Origin of the sequence: Myxococcus virescens (assembly GCF_900101905.1) — a bacterium.
In the GTDB taxonomy this organism is placed as follows: domain Bacteria; phylum Myxococcota; class Myxococcia; order Myxococcales; family Myxococcaceae; genus Myxococcus; species Myxococcus virescens.
The window spans coordinates 387,605-405,724 of the sequence record NZ_FNAJ01000002.1 but is presented as its reverse complement, the minus strand read 5'-3'; the positions used below and the strand labels follow the sequence as shown (position 1 = coordinate 405,724).

Annotated in this window: 16 protein-coding genes; 8 read left to right on the top strand and 8 right to left on the bottom strand. The window is 71.4% G+C overall.

The genetic code is table 11. The features are described from left to right. Positions 1-62: 62 nt before the first annotated feature. On the top strand, positions 63-341 hold the full coding sequence (locus BLU09_RS08350; protein WP_090488753.1) for a LysR family transcriptional regulator: 279 nt from the start codon (positions 63-65) through the stop codon (positions 339-341). Next, positions 338-2,629 (top strand): TonB-dependent receptor, encoded by a 2,292-nt coding sequence (locus BLU09_RS08345; protein ID WP_090488006.1) that lies wholly within the window; start codon positions 338-340, stop codon positions 2,627-2,629. The genes BLU09_RS08350 and BLU09_RS08345 overlap by 4 nt, the downstream gene beginning before the upstream one ends. 3 nt (positions 2,630-2,632) lie before the next feature. On the opposite strand, the gene yoaA is transcribed toward BLU09_RS08345, so the two are convergent. The 3 genes from yoaA to BLU09_RS08330 all read right to left on the bottom strand — a co-directional run bounded on the left by yoaA (position 2,633) and on the right by BLU09_RS08330 (position 6,532). Beyond that, positions 2,633-4,621, bottom strand: coding sequence for a DNA repair helicase YoaA (gene yoaA, locus BLU09_RS08340; RefSeq protein ID WP_090488004.1), 1,989 nt, complete (start codon positions 4,619-4,621; stop codon positions 2,633-2,635). Between the two features lie 163 nt (positions 4,622-4,784). Continuing rightward, positions 4,785-5,537: a hypothetical protein gene (locus BLU09_RS08335; protein ID WP_090488002.1), complete on the bottom strand. Its 753-nt coding sequence runs from the start codon at positions 5,535-5,537 to the stop codon at positions 4,785-4,787. Beyond that, positions 5,534-6,532, bottom strand: a complete 999-nt coding sequence (locus BLU09_RS08330) for a site-2 protease family protein (RefSeq protein WP_186817987.1) — start codon at positions 6,530-6,532, stop codon at positions 5,534-5,536. The genes BLU09_RS08335 and BLU09_RS08330 overlap by 4 nt, the downstream gene beginning before the upstream one ends. A 211-nt stretch (positions 6,533-6,743) precedes the next feature. Between BLU09_RS08330 and BLU09_RS08325 the strand changes: the two genes are divergently transcribed. From BLU09_RS08325 to BLU09_RS08315, 3 genes are all read left to right on the top strand, one after another. Continuing rightward, positions 6,744-7,091: a hypothetical protein gene (locus BLU09_RS08325; RefSeq protein ID WP_011556645.1), complete on the top strand. Its 348-nt coding sequence runs from the start codon at positions 6,744-6,746 to the stop codon at positions 7,089-7,091. A gap of 78 nt (positions 7,092-7,169) precedes the next feature. Then, positions 7,170-7,973 carry a hypothetical protein gene (locus BLU09_RS08320; RefSeq protein ID WP_090487998.1) on the top strand — a complete coding sequence of 268 codons (804 nt, stop codon included), beginning with the start codon at positions 7,170-7,172 and terminating at the stop codon, positions 7,971-7,973. 46 nt (positions 7,974-8,019) lie between these two features. Further along, positions 8,020-8,736, top strand: coding sequence for an HAD family hydrolase (locus tag BLU09_RS08315; protein WP_090487996.1), 717 nt, complete (start codon positions 8,020-8,022; stop codon positions 8,734-8,736). Between the two features lie 56 nt (positions 8,737-8,792). On the opposite strand, the gene BLU09_RS08310 is transcribed toward BLU09_RS08315, so the two are convergent. After that, positions 8,793-9,269 (bottom strand): transcriptional regulator, encoded by a 477-nt coding sequence (locus BLU09_RS08310; RefSeq protein WP_090487995.1) that lies wholly within the window; start codon positions 9,267-9,269, stop codon positions 8,793-8,795. Positions 9,270-9,499: 230 nt separating this feature from the next. Between BLU09_RS08310 and BLU09_RS08305 the strand changes: the two genes are divergently transcribed. Both BLU09_RS08305 and BLU09_RS08300 read left to right on the top strand, forming a co-directional pair. Then, positions 9,500-10,513 (top strand): lipid kinase, encoded by a 1,014-nt coding sequence (locus BLU09_RS08305; RefSeq protein WP_244171532.1) that lies wholly within the window; start codon positions 9,500-9,502, stop codon positions 10,511-10,513. A gap of 79 nt (positions 10,514-10,592) precedes the next feature. After that, on the top strand, positions 10,593-13,442 hold the full coding sequence (locus tag BLU09_RS08300; RefSeq protein ID WP_090487991.1) for a carboxypeptidase regulatory-like domain-containing protein: 2,850 nt from the start codon (positions 10,593-10,595) through the stop codon (positions 13,440-13,442). Positions 13,443-13,448: 6 nt separating this feature from the next. On the opposite strand, the gene hrcA is transcribed toward BLU09_RS08300, so the two are convergent. Beyond that, a complete protein-coding gene (gene hrcA, locus BLU09_RS08295) occupies positions 13,449-14,480 on the bottom strand; it encodes a heat-inducible transcriptional repressor HrcA (protein ID WP_090487989.1) in 1,032 nt (343 codons plus the stop codon). 233 nt (positions 14,481-14,713) lie between these two features. Between hrcA and yedA the strand changes: the two genes are divergently transcribed. Beyond that, positions 14,714-15,697: a drug/metabolite exporter YedA gene (gene yedA / locus BLU09_RS08290; RefSeq protein ID WP_090487987.1), complete on the top strand. Its 984-nt coding sequence runs from the start codon at positions 14,714-14,716 to the stop codon at positions 15,695-15,697. Between the two features lie 3 nt (positions 15,698-15,700). Here the strand turns inward: yedA and BLU09_RS08285 are convergent, their stop codons facing one another. The 3 genes from BLU09_RS08285 to BLU09_RS08275 all read right to left on the bottom strand — a co-directional run bounded on the left by BLU09_RS08285 (position 15,701) and on the right by BLU09_RS08275 (position 18,070). Then, entirely contained in the window at positions 15,701-16,606 is a 906-nt protein-coding gene (locus BLU09_RS08285; RefSeq protein WP_090487985.1) for an NADP-dependent oxidoreductase, read from the bottom strand. A 151-nt stretch (positions 16,607-16,757) separates the two neighbouring features. Continuing rightward, positions 16,758-17,180 carry a hypothetical protein gene (locus BLU09_RS08280; RefSeq protein WP_090487983.1) on the bottom strand — a complete coding sequence of 141 codons (423 nt, stop codon included), beginning with the start codon at positions 17,178-17,180 and terminating at the stop codon, positions 16,758-16,760. Further along, positions 17,177-18,070: a dihydrodipicolinate synthase family protein gene (locus tag BLU09_RS08275; protein WP_090487981.1), complete on the bottom strand. Its 894-nt coding sequence runs from the start codon at positions 18,068-18,070 to the stop codon at positions 17,177-17,179. The genes BLU09_RS08280 and BLU09_RS08275 overlap by 4 nt, the downstream gene beginning before the upstream one ends. Positions 18,071-18,120 lie beyond the last annotated feature (50 nt).

Sequence of the window (18,120 nt, the reverse complement as noted above, 5' to 3'; positions counted from 1 at the left end):
GGTCCAGGGTGCCTGGCGTCCAATGCTGTTTCGGTATGGCCGACAGCGCTAGAGTGGCGGACGTGAGCCTTACGCACATCCAGTCCTTCGTCGCCGTTGCCGAGGAGTGCAACGTGGGCCGGGCCGCGCGTCGCCTGCACCTGACGCAGCCGCCGCTCAGCCGTCACATCCAGGCGCTCGAGGACGAACTCGGAGCGCGCCTCTTCGAGCGGACCCGGGGTGGCATGCGCCTGCTCCCCGCGGGCGAAGCCTTCCTGCGGCACGCGCGTCGCATCCTGGCGGAGGTGGACGCCGCCGTGCTCACCGTGCGGGACGTAGCGGGCAACCGCGCCGGCGGATGACGCAGCCGGGTTTGGAGCGTGCGTTCAGCATCGGACGGACAGTCGCCACCTTCTGCGGGGCCATCCGCCCGACGACCTGGAACCGGGGCGTCGGGCTGCTAGAGCGGGCATCGATGCCCGACCTCCTCGTGACTCATCGGAGTCCTCACGTGCGCCGCATCCGGGTGCTCGCGCCCCTGCTCTGGGCCCTCGCCTCCTCCACGGTGATGGCGGCGCCTGCGCCTGAGGCCCAGGAGGTTCCCGACACGAACGGGCAGCCGCCAACGGATGCGCCCACGCGGGAGCGGACGGAGGCAGAGGATGCGGACGCTGGGCGGACCGTCGTCACGGGCTCGCGCCGCCCCCGGCCGGCGAGGGACGTGCCCGCCACCATCACGGTCCTCCCCCGCCCGGAAATCGACCGGAGCCCCACGCTGACGCAGGACTCGCTGGTCCGCACCGTGCCCTCCGCCGCCACCTTCCGCCGCACGCCCAGCCTCGTCTCCGACCCGACGGCGCAGGGACTCAACCTGCGCGGGCTCGCGCCTTCGGGCGTGGCGCGCAGCCTCGTGCTGCTCGACGGCATCCCCGTCAACGACCCGTTTGGTGGCTGGATTTTCTGGCGCTCGCTGCCACGCCTCGGACTCGAGCGCATCGAGGTCGTCCCCAGCGGCGGCTCCGCGCTCTACGGCAGCGGCGCGCTCGGCGGCGTCGTGCAGCTCGTGTCACGCGACATCACCGGAACGCAGCTCGACGCGGATGCCACCTATGGCAACGCGCATACGGGCATGCTCGCGGCACGCGGGGTGCAGATGTGGGGTCCCGTCCGCGCCTCGCTGGAGGCAGAGCTGCTCGACAGCGACGGCTACCCCATCGTCAGCGCCGCCCAGCGCGGCGCCATCGACGCGGACACGCCCAGCAGCCATGCCGTCCTCAACGGGCGCGTCGAAGTGGATGCCACCGATGCGCTCACCCTCTCCGCCCGCGCTGGCCTGTTCCGCGAGGACCAGAACGGCGGCACCCGGCTCACCACCGCGCGCGTGGAGCTGGCGCACTTCGGCGCGGGGGCACGGCTGCGCACCGCGGACGGCGGCACCTTCACGCTGGACCTCTTCGGCCGCGTGCAGCGCTTCGAACAGGACCGCGCGCGCATCCCCCAGGACCGCTCTTCCGAGGCGCTGGCCGCCAGCCAGGATGTGCCCGCCAACGACCAGGGCGCGTCCCTCGTCTGGACCGGCCCGTCCTGGACGGCCCTGGGCACGCACGTCCTCACCGCGGGCCTGGACGCGCGCCGCATGACGGGCACGTCCCGGGAGCAGCTCTTCCCGCCCGCGCCCTCGGAGACCGCCCTCCGCCTGCGCGACACCGGAGGCACCCAATTGTCCGGCGGTGTCTTCATCGAGGACCTCTACACACCCTCGCCCGCCTTGGAGCTCAGCGCCGCGCTCCGGATGGACGTGTGGCGCAACCAGGACGGTGAGCAGCGTCTGGAGCGCGCCAACGGCGCGGTGGCCACCACGCGCTTCGACGACCGCACCGAGCAGCAGCTCAGCCCACGGTTGGGCCTGCGAGTGCGTCCGCTGGAGGGGCTCACCCTGCGCGCCTCCGCCTACCGTGCGTTCCGCGCCCCCACGCTCAACGAGCTGTACCGCCCCTTCCAGGTGGGCACCCTCCTCACCGCCGCCAACGCCCACCTGGGCGCGGAGCGACTGTGGGGCGCCGAGGCCGGCGTGGAAGCCGAGTCCTCCTCGCGGGGCCTCACCACGCGCGTGACGGGCTTCTGGAACGTGCTCGACGACCCCATCACCAACGTCACGTTGGAGCAGCCGCTTCCGGATGGCTCCACGCGACAGCGGGAGAACCTGGGACAGGCGCGGGTGCGCGGCGTGGAGGCGAGCGTGGACTGGAGGCTGGCACGCCAGTGGACGGCGCTGCTCGCGTACACCTTCGTGGACCCTGTCGTGACGCGCTCGCCCGGACAGCCCGGGCTGGTGGGCAAGCAGCTCGCCCAGGACCCACGACACCGGGGCACCGCCATCCTCACCTTCCACGACCCCGACATCGTGACGGCCACGGTGCAGCTTCGCGTGACGGGCGCGCAGTTCGAGGACGACCTCAACGAGCGCCCCATGGGCGGCTACGCCGTGGTGGACGTGTCCGCCAGCCGCCGCCTCTTCTGGAAGCTGCACGTCTTCGGCGCGGTGGAGAACCTCTTCGACCGCGAGTACCTCGCGGGCCGCGCCGGAGTGGACACGCTGGGCCCGCCCCTGCTGGCGCGCATCGGCCTGCGGCTGCGCGACGCGCCCTGAGGCTCAGCGGATGGTTCGCACCGGCCGCACCGGGCCGTTGAACCAGCGGCTCAGCGACACCACGTCCTCCATGCGGCGCGCGGGCGGCAGGCTGTCGAGGAACACCCGGCCATACGCCTTCGTCACGATGCGCCGGTCCAGCATCGCCACGATGCCCCGGTCCGACTGCGTGCGGATGAGCCGGCCGAAGCCCTGCCGCAGCGCCAGCGCCGCGTGCGGGAGCTGGTACTGCTCGAAGGGCTCCTCGCCTCGCTGCTGGAGCTGATTGATGCGCGCGGCCACCAGCGGGTCTCCTGGCGACGCGAAGGGCAGCCGGTCGATGATGACCAGGCTCAGCGCGTCGCCCGGCACGTCGACGCCCTCCCAGAAGCTGTGCGCCGCGAAGAGGACGCTCGGCGTCTCGCGGAAGGCCTCCAGCAGCTGCTGCTTGGGGCGCTCGCCTTGCAGCAGCGACTGATAGGGCAACCGGGGCGCCACCAGCTCATAGGCCCGCACCATGTTGCGCAGGGACGTGAAGAGCACGAAGGCGCGCCCACCCGTGACTTCGCAGAGGCGCTCAATCTCCTCCGCCGCCTCCTCGATGAAGCCCGGCGCGGACGGGTCCGGCAGGTGCGTGGGCAGGTACAGCGCCGCCTGCGACGGGTAGTCGAAGGGGCTGGGCACCGCCAGCGTCCGCACGCGCGTCACCGGGTGGCCGTCCTCGCCGTACAGGCCCATGCGGTTGGCGAAGAAGTCGAAGCGGCTGTCGGCCGCCAGCGTCGCGGACGTGTACACCACCGTGTCCAGCGCGCCGTACATCCGCTCGCGCAGCTCCTTCGCCACGTCGATGGGGCTGGCGCGCAGGAAGAGGCCCTTGCCTCGCTGCTCCGCCCAGTAGACGTGGTCCGAGGACTCGGCCTTCTCCAGGAAGGAGAGCTGCTCCTCCATCTCGTCCGAGCGACGGGTGATGGCGGCCAGCTCCGGCTCGCGCTCGCCCACCGTGAAGGCGGACAACGCGGCCAGCGCGTCCCGCACGCCCTCCAGCGGCGTGGACAGCTTCGCCATGACCTCCGCGCGCAGCGCCACGGAGGCCTCGTGGCCGGACAGCCCCAGCGCCCGGGGCGCCTGCGCGAAGAGCGCATCCGCCCCCGCGCGCAACCGGGCCGCCAGCGCGCGCAGCATGGCGTGGCGGGCGTCGTCCTCCTTCAGCGACGCCACCGCGTCCCGCGCCAGCTCCTCCAGCCGGTAGTTGGACACGCTGCAACCGAAGTGGCCGCTGGCCGCGTCTTCCAGCGCATGGGCCTCGTCGAAGATGACGGCCTCATACCAGGGCAGCACGCCCTCGGTGCGCTTGCCGGAGCTGCGCAGCGCCAGGTCCGCGAAGAAGAGGTGGTGGTTGACCACCAGCAGGTCCGCCTGCTCCGCGCGCTTGCGCATGCGCGTGACGAAGCACGTCTCGTACTGCGGGCACCGGGTGCCCACGCACGTCTCGGACGTCGTGGACAGGCGCGACCAGGCGCTGAAGGACTCGGGCAGGTCCAGCTCGCTGCGGTCGCCGGTGTCCGTCTCCTCCGCCCACGCCTTCAGCTTGGGCCAGTAGCGCGACTCCTCGCGCGAGCCGAACTGCGGCTCCTTGGAGAAGGCGTCATAGCGGTGCAGGCAGAGGTAGTTGCTGCGGCCCTTGAGGTACGCGGCCTCGAAGCGCAGGCCCATCTTCTCCCGCATCAGCGGCAGGTCCTTGAAGAAAATCTGGTCCTGCAAGGTCTTCGTGGCCGTGGACACGACCACCCGGCGTCCCGACAGCAGCGCGGGCACCAGGTAGGCAAGCGTCTTGCCCGTGCCGGTCCCCGCCTCGGCCAGCAGGTAGCTGTGCTCGGCGAAGGCCCGCTCCACGGCGCGCGCCATCTGAAGCTGCTCCGGGCGGTGCTCGTACGCGGGCAGCGCGACCTCGAGCGCGCCTCCCGGACCGAGCAGGCTGTCGACGGACGGAGGGGTGGAGACGGAGAGCGACATCGGCACCGAGGGGGAGACGGGAAGCGGCCGGACAAAATAGCAGCGACCGCCGTTTCAAGCGCGTTTCCGGCCGCGGCCGCGCCGCCTGGCCCGGGTGGCCGCCTGCTCCTCCGCCAGCGAGCCGCACCGCCCCCGGCGGCACGGCGCCCGGACAGCCCGGCGCTCAGTACCCCGCGCTCAGCGTGCGCAGGTGCTGGAAGACGAGCACGGCCAGCACCAGCACCACGATGAAGCCCACGCCCACCGCCACCGTCTTCAGGCGTCGGAAGACGTTGGGGGTTCCGGCGGGCTCCACCGATGACGGCACCACCAGGGTGGCCCTGCGCACCACCTCATCACGGCCCCGCCGGGCGACGGCATCGTCGGGCGCACGCGCCAGGCGGATCCGGTACAGCCGCCCCGCCATGGCCAGCTCGCCCCGCCCCACCGCCAGCGTCATCAGCCGGTCATGGGCGTCCCAGTCCTCCCAGCGCGCCGCCAGCTTGCGCCACGCGTCCGCCAGCACGTCCGATAGGGGGTGCTCCTCGGGCTGGTAGTTGACGTAGACGAGCCCGCACTGCGGGCAGGACAGGGCCTCCTCGCGCCGAGGCGCCACGCACTTGGGACAGACGCCAGGGGGCGGCTCGAAGAGGGCGTCGTCCGTCAGCGGCGCCGACTCCGAACGCACCACCCGCAGGGCCGGCGTCACTGGCGCGGAAGCGCTCCAACTGTCGGAGGGCGGCACCACCGGCGACGGCGCCAGCGCAGCCCCCCCGGAGGGAGCAGCCGGCACCTCTGTTCGCGGCGCGGTGGCGGCTGGCGGGCCCACGCGGCTGTCCGCGCCGCAGCGGCCACACGTCACCACGAGTCCCCCGGCCTCCATCCGGTAGGTCTCCAGCGGCACGAGCCGCTCGCACGCGTCACACTGGAACTTCATGTCATCACCTGGCGCAGGGGAATGGGCATGGCGCAGCCGATGAGTGCCAGCAGGCACAGCGCGCAGATCCACTTCCTCAGCGGACTGAGCGGTTGCTGGGGTTCCACCACCTCGGGATGGCCGAAGCCTACCAGCTTGCTCGTCACCAGCAGCCACAAGCCCCAGGACGCGGTGACGAAAAGGGTGAGAACCAACAGCACCAACGCCACCGCGCGGCCCACCCAGTGCGCGCGCCGGCCCCACAGCGCATAGGCCAGGTGCCCGCCGTCGAGCTGCCCCACGGGCATCAGGTTCAGCAGCGTGACGAGCAGCCCGAACCAGCCAGCGATGACCACCGGATGGACCAGGATGTCCTTGCCCTCCGGAAGCGGCCCCAGGGCCAGGCGCGTCAGGCCCTGCATCAACAGGCTGTCGCCGAAGAGCGTCTGCACGCCGTTGAAAGGCGTCTCCGGCGCGGGCGGCGCGTTGGTGACGCGGTCCATCACCCAGGTGAAGACGTCCCGGCCAATGGCCCACAGCGAGCCGTCCCCTGGAAAGAGGGTGGACGGGATGTCCGGCGCATCCACCACGGTGGAGTGAGCCAGCCCCCAGAAGAGGATGGGCAGGGCCACCGCCAACCCCGCGAGCGGTCCCGCCGCGCCAATGTCCACCAGGGCGTTGCGGTTCGGGATGCGGTCGCGAATGCGGATGACGGCGCCCAGCGTGCCCACGCCGAGCACCGGCAGCGGGATGAAATAGGGCAGGGATGTTTCAACCCGGTGCCAGCGCGCCAACACGTAGTGCCCCATCTCGTGGGTCCCCAGGATGGCCAGCAGCGACAGGCTGAAGGCCAGCGCGCGGAAGGCCGCTTCGGGGGACACCTCTCCCAGTGAGTAGGGCCGCTGGAAATGGAAGTAGAGCAGGTACGAGGTGAAGGTGGTCCCTACCGTCAGCACCAGGAGCAACAGGTGCACCCAGTAACGCGGCGCGGGGCGGGCAGCGGAGACGGTGTCCATGAAGGGAGCCTCGAGGTTGGCTAGCAAGAGGAGGTGTGCATTGCAACGCGCAGCCGCCCAGCCGGAGCGATACCAAGTGTCTCGGACGGACCTTGACATGGAGTCGACATCTGCTACGACCCCGCCCGCTTGAAGGTCTCAAGACAACGGCCGGTTGCTCTCCAAGGCGTCCGGCCACCACACAAGCATCCAATTCAAGAGGGGAAAGAACATGAAGAAGCTCGTCCTGTCCGCCGTTGCCGCCAGCAGCATGGTTGCCTGCACCAGCGTTGAGAGCGCCGTTGTCTCCGGCACGGAGATCGCCTCCAACGGTGAGGCCGTGGCCGTTGTTCAGGCCAACGCCCTGGGCCTGACCGCCATCTTCCACATCGTCGACATCGTGCAGAGCGACCTCGACACCGTCATCAACAAGCTGCTCATCGCCGAGGCCAAGGCCATGGGCGCCTCCAAGGTGGAGCTGCTGACCGCGGGCACCACCGCCCGTCACGGCATCTACGCCCTGACCGGCACCATCATCGGCGTGACCAGCTCCAGCGCCGTGGGCGTGGCGGTCAAGTAGTCCACACCGCGCAAGCCGCGCGGTTCATGCGGAAGGCCCCCTGGCGACAGGCGGGCCTTCTTGCTTTTGTGCCCTCCCATGCGTGAACGCCTCCTCCTGTTGTGTGCCCTGACGGCCCTCACCGGCTGCCCCAAGAAGGGCGGCGATGACGCGGCCACACTGCTGCCCGAAGTCAAAGCCGGGCTCGTCACCCGCGAAGCGAAGCTGAAGAGCTACCGCATCGCCGGCACCGTGCAGGACGCGGGGCTGGAGCCGGTGACGTTCACCTTCGAATTCCGCGCGCCGCAGCGCCTGCGTGGCACGCTGGGCCCGCCCGCCTCGCGCACCTTCGCGTGGGATGGCACGCACTTCTTCCAGCAGCTCGACGGGGAGAAGCGCTTCAGCACCTTCACCTCGGAGCTGCCGCCCGCGAAGCTCGCCGGCTTCCTGTCGGAGACGTTCCACCCCTTCACGCCGGAGGGCTTCCGGACGCCGCTCTTGCTGAGCCACGCGACGGTCCGCCGCGCCACGCACCCGCTGGCGCCGCAGGCGGTGGAGCTGGTGCAGAAGCTGGACGGTGACGCCGCGGGACTGGAGATGGTCTACGTGCTGCGCTGGCCCCAGCTGGACTTCCTGGGCCGGCGCACCGTCTCACCGGACGGCGCCGCGGCCGAGGAGCGCGTGGAGGAGGAGCACTGCGACGCGGACTTGTCGCTGTGCGTGCCCAAGCGCCTTGGCCGGTGGCAGGGAGGCAAGCGCGTAGGCGAAACGGTGCTCACGCGCGTGGAGCTGAACGCGGCCCTGCCCAACGACGGCTTCACCCTCACCGCCCCCGAAGGCTACGACGTACAGACGCGGACACTGGTGGAGTCCACCCCCGCCACCCAGCCCACGGACGGTTGACCGCCACCCTCGGCATCCCCACCTTCGAGGCCGAGGGACAAGGCACATGGTGGAAAACGTCATCTTCGACGTGGATGGAACCCTGGTGGATTCGGTGGACGAGCACGCCGAGGCATGGCGGCGCGCCTTCCTTCACTTCGGCCGGGACATCCCGTTCGCGCACGTGCGCAGCCAGATTGGCAAGGGCGCCGACCAGATCATCCCCGTCTTCTTCAATGACGAGGAAGTGGAGCGCTTCGGCAAGGAGCTGGACGAATACCGCGGCAAGCTGTTCCTGGACGAGTTCCTGCCGAAGGTGCGTCCCTTCCCCCGGGTACGGGAGCTCTTCCAGCGGCTGCGCGCGGGCGGCATCCGCATCGTGCTGGCCTCCAGCGCGAAAGAGCAGGAGCTGAAGCACTACGTGAAGCTGTGCGGCATCGAAGGCCTGTTCGAGACGAAGACGAGCGCGGACGAGGTGGACAAGAGCAAGCCCCACCCGGACATCTTCGAGGCCGCCCTGGCGCGGCTGGGCAAGCCTCCTGCGGACGTGACGGTCGTCGTGGGCGACACGCCCTATGACGCGCTCGCCGCCAACAAGTCGAGCCTGGCCTCCGTGGGCGTGCTCGCGGGCGGCTTTCCTCCGGATGACCTGCGCGCCGCGGGCTGCCGCACGCTGGTGAAGGACCCGGCGGCGCTGCTCGCGCGCTACGAGGCGTCCCGGCGCGAATGGCCCTGGAACGAGTCCGGCACCAGCCCAGTGGCCAAGGACGACGAGCGGCGCTGAAGCCGCGCCCCCGCCCTTCCCCACCCCCGCGAGAGGGATGGGGAAGCGGCGGCGTGCTAGGTGCGGGTGCGGCTGCGCGAGCCGCGGCTGCTGGTTCCGCGACGCGTGCCGCTCCGGGACTTGGAAGCAGGCCGCTTCGCGGTGGTGGTGCGACGGGCTGTGGCGCGACGGGCCGCGGTGCTCCGGGCGGCGGTGGACTTGGAACCCGAACGCGTGGCTCGAGCAGCGGGCTTGCGCGTGCGGCTGGTGGTGGCGCGGCGACGGGTGCCGGCGCGCTTCGCGGCGGTGGCCTTGCCTCCCTTGCGGCCCGCCTTGCGCGCGTTCTTCCGCGCCAGGGGACGGCTGCGCGCGACCTTGGCCTTGCTGCCCGGGCCGCCCTTCTTCATCCCGCCGCCCGTGAGCTTGTTCACGGTAGCCCAGGCCCGGGACTCGGCCGTCTCGTCGGAGACGCCGCGCTTCTCGTAGCCCTCTTCGATGTGCTCGGCCATCCGCTTCTGCTTCGCCGTGTACTTCGCCTTGCTTCCTCGTGCCATGCGACTTGCTCTCCAGGCCTGACTGACACCTGCATGGGGCCAGCTCCAGCGCAGAGGTGGGCAGTCATCCACTCATCCGGAAGCGTGCAGCCGGATGGACTTGTTCACCCGCCGACGCACGCATGCACGCCCACGTGGCACCCGACATCGGGAATGCACCGGAGCACGGGGCGACTCGCGGCGAGGATGCGCGCACGACACCACCTCGTGTCCCGCTGGTCGGACGGGCCGTGCGTGCACAGATTGGCGGGCGACACGAAAGAGGAGGCACCCTGGAACCCGCCCTCATCAAGCCCCCATGCAGGCCCGTCCTGGATGACGGCCCCGCGGTGTTGGTGGTGAATACGCGCTCGCGTTCCGGGCGTGAGGCCTTCGAGACCGCCAGGGAAACACTCGTGGCGCGGGGCGTCTCCATCGTCGAATGCCACGCGCTGTCCCGAGCGGATCGGTTGAACGCGGTGGTGGAGCGGATGGTGGCGCGGGGCACCCGCCGCCTCATCGTGGGAGGAGGCGACGGCACCCTGAGCCGCGCGGTGGTCCGGCTGCTGGGCCGCGACGTGACGCTGGGTGTCCTCCCGCTGGGTACTGGCAACGACTTCGCGCGCTCGCTGGGAATCCCGCCCGACATCGAGGCCGCCTGTGACGTCATCGCCCAGGGCTACATGGCCCGCGTGGACGTGGGCCTGGCCAATGGGCGCCCCTTCCTCAACGCGGCCAGCCTGGGACTGGCCACCGGCATCGCCAAGCGGCTGACGAAGCGGCTGAAGCAGCGCGCGGGCAAGCTGGCCTACCCCGTGGCGGCCGCGGCGGAGGTGAAGGACCTGCGCCCCTTCCACATCCGGCTGAAGGCGGATGACCAGGAGCTGGCGCTGGACGTGCTCCAGTTGGTGGTGGGCAACGGCCTCTACCACGGCGCCGGGAACATGGTGGCGCCCGACGCCCGGCTGGATGATCGGCGGCTGGACATCTACGCCATCGCCGCGCCCTCCGCCGCGTCGGGGCACGAAGGGACCGGCCTGGGCCAGCTCCAGGACATCGCCACGTTGATGCGGGTGGCCCTGTCCCTGCGCTCGGGCGAGCACGTGGAGCACCCCGCCGTCACCGCCCTGCGCGCCGCGCGGCTCTACGTGGAGGCCGACCCCGTCCAGGAGGTGAACGCGGACGGCGAGCTCGTGGGCAAGACGCCCATGCGCTTCGAGGTGGCCCCCGCGGCCCTGCGCGTCTACGCGCCCGCGCCCTCCTGAAGTTTCGGTTCACTGCGAGGCTGGCCTACACTGTGGGCAGCCGCGACGGCGACGGCCGGACGCGGGGGAGGCCGAGCCCGTGCGCCATCGAACCCCCTTCTTGATTGCCTTGTGCCTGGCCATCGCGGCTGTGCTGCTGCTGTGGTTCCGCATGCCCGTCCCCGCGGCCCCCGCCGGCGCGCGCCCGGAGGCCGCGGCGTTGACCGCGCCAGCGCCCGTCACCAGCGGCGCCCCGTCCCGCGCCAGCACGCCGCCCACCCCGCCGCTGGAGACCGCCCCCGACGCCGAGCTGGGCGCCTTCGTGGTGCGCGTGGTGGACGCCCAGGGGCCCGTGATGGGCGCGCGGGTGCGGGCCTACCTGCGCGTGGGCGCGGACGGCACCGGGGCCACGCCGTGGCGCCGCGCGGGCGAGGGCACCACGGCGGACGGCGGCGTGCTCCGCCTGCCCGCGGCGCCCGGCGACTACCTGCTGTCCGCGCATGCCCCGGGCCACGGCCCCGTGCGGCTGGAGGCCACGCGGCCGCTCGGCGAGGCGGAGACGGCCGTCGAGCTGCGCCTGCCCGACGGCGTGACGCTGAGCGGGCGCACCGTGGCGGAAGGGCGCGAGGAGCCGGTGCCGCTCGCCTCACTGACGCTGCGGCCCTACCCCGGGACGCCCACGGCCTGGGCGGCCCCCACCGGCTTGCCGGAAGAAGCGGCGGAGACGACGAGTGATGCCCAGGGCCGCTTCGCCTTCACGCAGCTGGCGCCCGGGCGCTACGAGCTCACCGCCGAGGCGCCGGGCTTCAGCCGCCGCACCTTGCGCCTGCTCCAGGTGCCGCGGGCCGGTGAAGTCGTCGTGGGGCTCTGGGGCGCGAGCACCCTGGAGGGCTTCGTCGTCGACGCGAAGGGTCAGCCCGTCGCGGACGCGGAGGTGGTGGCGGCGGGAGGCACCGCGCCGGTGCGCGTCACCACCGGGGAAGGCGGCGGCTTCGCGCTGGAGGTCAACGCCGGGACGTGGGTCGTGTCCGCGCGCCGTGGGGACCAGCTGGGCCGTGTGCCGGGCCCGCTGTCCGTCGCGCCGGGCGAGACGCTGCGCGGGCTCGTGGTGACGCTGGGCGCGGCCAGTGGCCTGACGGGCACGGTGTCCACGGTGGAGGGCGCGCCGGTGCGCGGAGCCATCCTGGTGGCGTCTCCCGCGGGCGGCCAGGGCGAGCTGGGCCGGGCGGCGTCCGGTGACGATGGTGGGTGGCGGATGGACGTCCCCCCCGGCGAGTACGACGTGACGGTGCGCGCGGCGGGAATGACGGGCCGCGTGTTCGAAGCCGTGGTGGTGAACCCGGGCGGCCACACGCCCCTGGACGTGCGGCTGGAGCCCGCGACGGCGGCGCTGGAAGGCCTGGTGGTGGACGCGGAGGGACGGCCGCTGGGAGGCGCGCAGGTGCGCGCTGAACCGGCGTCCTTCTCTGGCGTGGCGCACACGGCGCTCACCGACGCCGAGGGCGCCTGGAAGCTGGGGGGGCTGGAGGCGGGGCCCACCTCCGTGCGCGCGCGGCGCGAGGGCTCGCAGCGGTGGACGTCCCGCATGGAGACGCTGAAGGCGGGCGTCGTCACCCGCGCGGACTTCACCCTGGCGGACTCCGGCTCCGTGTGGGGACAGGTGACGCGCGCGTCGGGTGGGCCGCTGACCGAGCCCGCGCTGGTCCACGCCGTGCCTCGGGGCGGCTCGGGCACGGCCTCCACGGAGACGGATGCGCAGGGCCAGTTCCAGCTGGAATTGCCCGCGGGCGTCTACCAACTGGTCGCGCTGCTCCACCAGACGCCCGCCATCTACTTCCACATGGAGAGCGACCCGTTCGTGACGGTGCCTTCGGGCGGCGCCGTGCGGCAGGACCTGCTGTTGAAGGAGGACTCCGTGTTGTCCGGCGTCGTGCTGGAGCCCTCCGGGGTGCCCAGTCCGCTGGCCATCGTGGCCGCCATCCAGGGCGGGGACTTCCCCATGACGCGCAAGGAGCGCGCGGACGAGGCGGGCCAGTTCGCCATGCCGCCGCGCCCCCAGGGCGCCCAGCCCCTGGAGCTGGTGGCCCACAACGCGGGGCGCGTGGGGCGGCTGCCCGCCGCGCATGAGGACCAGGCGCCGCTCACGGTGCGGCTGGAGCCCGCGGCCACCCTGCGCGGGCGCGTGGTGGCGGGCAGCGGCGCGGCTCCGGAGGGCTTCACCCTGGAGCTGCTCGAGGCCAACGGTGAGGCCCTGCCCTGGGCCGGCGCCTGGCCCACCACGCGGCGCTTCGCTGGCAGCACCTTCTTGCTTCCAGACGCGCCCGCCCAGGCGCTGAAGGTGACAGTGCGCACCGAGGACGGCCGCACGGGCGAAGCCCAGGTGACGCTGCGGCCCGGGGGCACCTCGGACGTGGAGGTGCCGCTCACCGGCGGCGTGGCGTCCATCTCCGGGCGCGCGGTGTGGAGCCGGGGGGGCGGCCCCGCGCCGGGGGTGGCGGTGTTCCTCGACAAGGCCGTGGGCGGGCGCTCGGACGCCTTCACCGGGCAGGACGGACGCTTCCGCCTGAGCGACGTGCGCCCGGGCATCCACACCGTGCGGCTGCTGCCGCCGGAGGGCCGCGTGGAGACGCGCACCGTGAAGGTGGCGGAGGCGGAGGCCACCGACGTGGGTGACGTCACGGTGTCCCCGCGCCGGGCCACGCCGGGCACGCTGGGCGCGGGCTTCAGTGAGGACCGGGGCCACGTCGCCTTCGCGTGGCTGACGCCGGACGGGCCCGCGGCGCGCGCGGGCGTCAACGTGGGGGACCGGCTGGTGGCGGTGGATGGCCAGGTGGTGCGCGACAGCACGGAGGCGGAGTCCCGCACCCGGGGTGCGCCCGGCACGCCCGTGCGGCTCCACGTCCGACGCGCGAATGGTGAGCAGGAGGTGCTCGTCACCCGCGCGGAGTGAGGCCCGCTACACCTTCTCCAGCACGCGCGACAGCACCTGCGCGGTGAAGTTCACCAGGGGAATCACGCGCCGGTAGTCCATGCGCGTGGGGCCGATGACGCCCACCGTGCCCAGCACCTGCTCCTGGTTTCCGTAGGGGCTGGCGATGACGGTGACGTCGCCGGCCGCGGAGAAGTCGCTCTCCGCGCCAATGAAAATCTGCATCTCGTTGGCCACCTGCACCCGGTCCAGCAGCGACAGCAGCTTGTGCTTCTCGTCCAGGGCCCTGAAGAGCGCGCGCATGCGCTCCACGTCCGCGAACTCCGGCTGCTCAAAGAAGGACCCCGTGCCCTGGATGAGCACCCGCTCCGTGGACGCCAGGTCCGTGGCCGCCGCGCCCAGCTTCAGCGCCTTGGCCGTCAGCGCGTTGTAGAGCGCCTGCTCCTGGTCCATCTCCGCGCGGATGCGCTCGCGCGCCGACTCCAGCGGCACCTCCCGCAGCAACTCCGACAGGTAGTTGCTCGCCTTGAGCAGCTCGTCGGAGGTGATGGGGAACTCCACGGTAATCGCCTTGTTGTGCACCTGGCCGCTCTGCCCCACCAGGATGGCGAGCACCCGGTCCTCGCGCAGCCGGACGAACTCGATGCGCCGGAACACCGCCGACTCCGGCCGCGGCGCCACCACCACGCCCGCGTGACGCGTCAGCGAATGGAGGATGCGGCTGGCCTCGCCCAGCATCTCCGCCAGGTCGGCCTCGTGCGCGAGCCCCGCGTGGATGAGCTCCCTGTCCCGGGGCGTCGGGTCCCTCAGCTTCACCAGCGTGTCCACGTAGAAGCGGTAGCCCTGGTCGGTGGGAACACGCCCGGCGGAGGTGTGGGGCTTCTCCAGGAAGCCCAGCTCCTCCAGGTCCGCCAGCACGTTGCGCATGGTGGCGGAGGACACCTCGAACCCCGGCCTGCGGGTGAGCTGCTGACTGCCTACCGGCCCGCCCGTGGAGATGTACTCCTGGACGACCGCCCGGAGGACTTCCTTCTCACGCTCACCCAGCTCTTCGGACATCCCTGGCGCTCACTCCGGAGCCACGGTGCGGCGGCACCTCCGCCCTGGCTCCCTGGGAAAGTCTAAGGAAGCGGCCCCGGGCATTCAATCCGGGAGCCACCCTGTCCCTACGGGCGACCCGGCGCGACATTCCCGACGCCCACATTCCGGCCAGCCGGACGGCCGCCCCGACGCACGAGCGCGGTGCCCGCCACTGTACTGCTCCGAGAAGGCCCCGGCTGTGAGGTGCGGCAATGCCCACATGGCCGGCGAAAATCGCCAGCGATACAAGCCGCGCCGTGCTCGCCTCGCGTGCCGCGCCGCTCCCCGTTTCACAGCCAGCCCCCGTCAACCTGCCCTCCGGAGACGTCCTTCCCGGTGGTCCCCAGCGCGGGTGGCTCATCGCCAGCATCCTGTCCCTTTATATTATTTGGGGCTCCACCTATCTGGCCATCCGGTGGGCGCTGGAAGGTGGCATGCCGCCATTCCAGATGTCAGGGGTGCGCTTCGTGCTCGCCGGCGCCCTGCTCTTCGCGGTGCTGTGGCTGCGCGGGGCGCCCGTGCCCACGGCCCGTCAGTGGGGCGCCAGCGCGCTGGTGGGGCTGTTGCTGCTGGGTGTGGGCAACGGGGGGCTCGTCTTCGCGCAGCAGTCGGTGCCGTCGGGCGTGGCCGCGCTGGTGGTGGGCAGCCTTCCCTTGTGGACGGCGCTCTTCGGGGGGCTCTTCGGCCAGTGGCCCGGACGCGCGGAGCGCTGGGGACTGGCCGTCGGCTTCGGTGGCATCGTCCTGCTCAACCTGGGCGGTGACATGGGCGGCGGTCTGCTGCCGACGCTGGCGATGCTGGTGTCGCCCATGAGCTGGGCGCTGGGCTCGGTGTGGAGCCGCCGGCTGCCCATGCCACAGGGACTGATGTCCACCGCGGCGCAGATGCTGTGCGGTGGCGTCGTCATGCTGGGCTTCAGCCTGCTGATTGGGGAACGCCCCACGGTCATTCCCACGCCCAAGGCGGTGCTCGCGTTCTTCTACCTCGTCGTCTTCGGCTCGCTGGTGGGCTACAGCGCCTATGGCTACCTGCTGCGCAACGCGCGCCCGTCGCTGGCCACCAGCTACGCCTATGTCAACCCGGTGCTGGCGGTGCTCCTGGGCGGCCTGCTGGCGGGCGAGACGATGACGCCCACGGCCTGGCTGGCCATGGGCGCCATCCTGGGCGCGGTCGTGTTGCTGACGCGCGAGAAGTGACGCTCAGTTGACGAGCAGCACCTTGCCCACGCCGCCCTGCTCCGCGAGCTTCTGCGCTTCCTTCACCTGCTCCAGCGGGAAGCGCTTGCTGACGGGGATGACCAGGTCGCCCCTGGCGACGGCCTGCCCCAGTTGCGTCAGGCGGCGCGAGTCCGGGTGCGAGAGGATGGCGCGCACGGTGATTTGCCGCCCCTTGGCCTCGGGAGGCTCACCCAGGACGCTGCCCAGGGTGCCTCCGGGCTTCACCTTCTCCAGCACGCGGGCCACCACCTGGCCGCCCACGGTGTCCGCCACCGCGTCCAGCATGGGCAGCTTGGAGAACTCGTCCGCGACGTCGAGCGCGAAGACGCCATCCACGCCCAGCTTCTGCGCCTCCGCCTTCTGGTTGGCGCGCACGCCGGCCAGCACCTTCGCGCCCCGGGCCTTCGCCGCGAAGACGGCGGCGCGGCCCACCGCCCCCAGCGCGCCGATGACGAGCACCGTGTCCCCCTTCTTGGGGTTCACCGCCTCTTCCATCAGTTGCACGCCAGTGAGTGTGACCAGGGGGAGCGCGGCGGCGTCCTTCAGGTCCATGGACTCCGGGACCTTCGCCCAGGACTCCACGGGCGCGACGACCTTCTCCGCGTAGCCGGCGTTCACCACGCCCATCACGCGGTCACCCGGCTTGAAGTCGCTGACGCCCGGGCCCACCTCCATGACCTCGCCGGCCACGTCCCGTCCGAGGATGGTGGGGAACTGCACGGGCATCATCGCCTTCAAGTCCCCACGTCGAATCTTCCAGTCCACGGGGTTGATGCCCGCGGCGGTGACGCGGACCTTCACCTCGCCTGGCCCCACCTTCGGCTCGGGCATGTCTTGAACGGCGAGCGCATCCACGTCTCCATAGGACTTGAGCACCACGGCTTTCATGAGCGCCTCCCAACGCGAAAGAGCTGACGTCGCGCGAAGGGTAATCACCCACGGAGGCCGCCCACCTCGGCGCCTGCCCGGCCCTACCTCCCCCTTGCTGGAAGGGCGGCTGGCAGGCGCCAGGCAGGCGAGCTTCACGAGGCACGGCTGCTCATGGCGCGCATCCCTCGCCGAGCGCTGCACCGACGAGCAGCAAGAGCGTCGAGCCCAGCTCGCCGACGACGAGCAGCGCGACCCCTGGCCCCGTCACGAGGTTGCGCTGCGTGAACATCGTGCGCTCGGTCCGACGAATACCGTGGAACGCGTACACCACGAGGGTCACCACGAAATAGAAGTACGCCGTCCAGAACGCTCCTCGGTTGAGCGTGGCAGAGAACGCGCTCGCTGCCGCGAGATGACCGAGCACCAACGTCGCGCTCGCATAGAGGAGCGACGCGCGATGCAAGATGTCGACGTACATCGGGGCTCGTCGTTCGGGGCTGCGCACCATCGCGCGCCACTTCCAGACACCGGAAGCCATCCCCACCGCGAGCAAGGCGCCCGCGGCAAGGATGGAGGTTCCCTCTATCTTCATTCGCCGGGAATGACCTCGAGCCCGACGAGGATTCGACGGAGCTCCTCGACACGCTCTGCAGGGAGCGCCTGCAGGGGCGCGCGGAGCGGCCCGACAGACGCCCCCTGTAGCTCGAGCGCCGCCGAGATTGCGCGCGGGAGGCCGTGAGCGACGATGAATTGCAGGAAAGGAAGCTGCCGATAGAAGCTCTGACGCGCTGCCGCGACGTCTCCTCGCTGGATGGCGTCGTAGAGCTCGATGTTGAGCTTCGGGATGATGTTGGGCGCTGCGGTGCACCAGCCGCGAGCACCGGCCACGAAGGCGGCCAACGCGAGCGGGTTGCTCCCATTGTAGAACGCCACATCCTCTCCGCAGAGCTGGACGAGGCGGTGCATGCGGTTCACGTCGCCGGTGCTCTCCTTGACCATCGTGACGTTCTGAATCTTCAGGAGCCGCGAGATGACGTCGGGGCTCAGGTCGAGGCCACCCGTTGCGGGGTTGTTGTAGACCGCGATGGGGATGGCGATGCGCTTCGCCACCGTGTCGTAGTGGGTGATGATCTCCGCGTCGCTCAGCTTCCAGTAGCTCATCGGGATGATCATCACCGCGCTGGCACCGAGCTTCTCGGCGTGCTTCGCGTGGTGGACGGTGCGCTCGGTGGTGAGGCTCGAAACGCCGACGAGCGTGGGTACGCGCCCGGCGACCCGCTTGATGACGATTTCCGCAACCTGCTCCCGTTCGTCATCGGAGAGGTACGGCAGCACGCCGGTGCTGCCGAGCGGCGCGATGGCGTGGACACCCGCCTTCACCATGTCGTCAACGATCTTCCCGAGGAGCACCTCGTCGACACGTCCCTTCGACGTGAACGGCGTGATTGGGTACGCGACGATACCGCGAAGCAGCGCGCTCATCGTGCTCCCCCCGCCGCCTCGTGGCGCATCTCGATGCCGATGTAACGGTT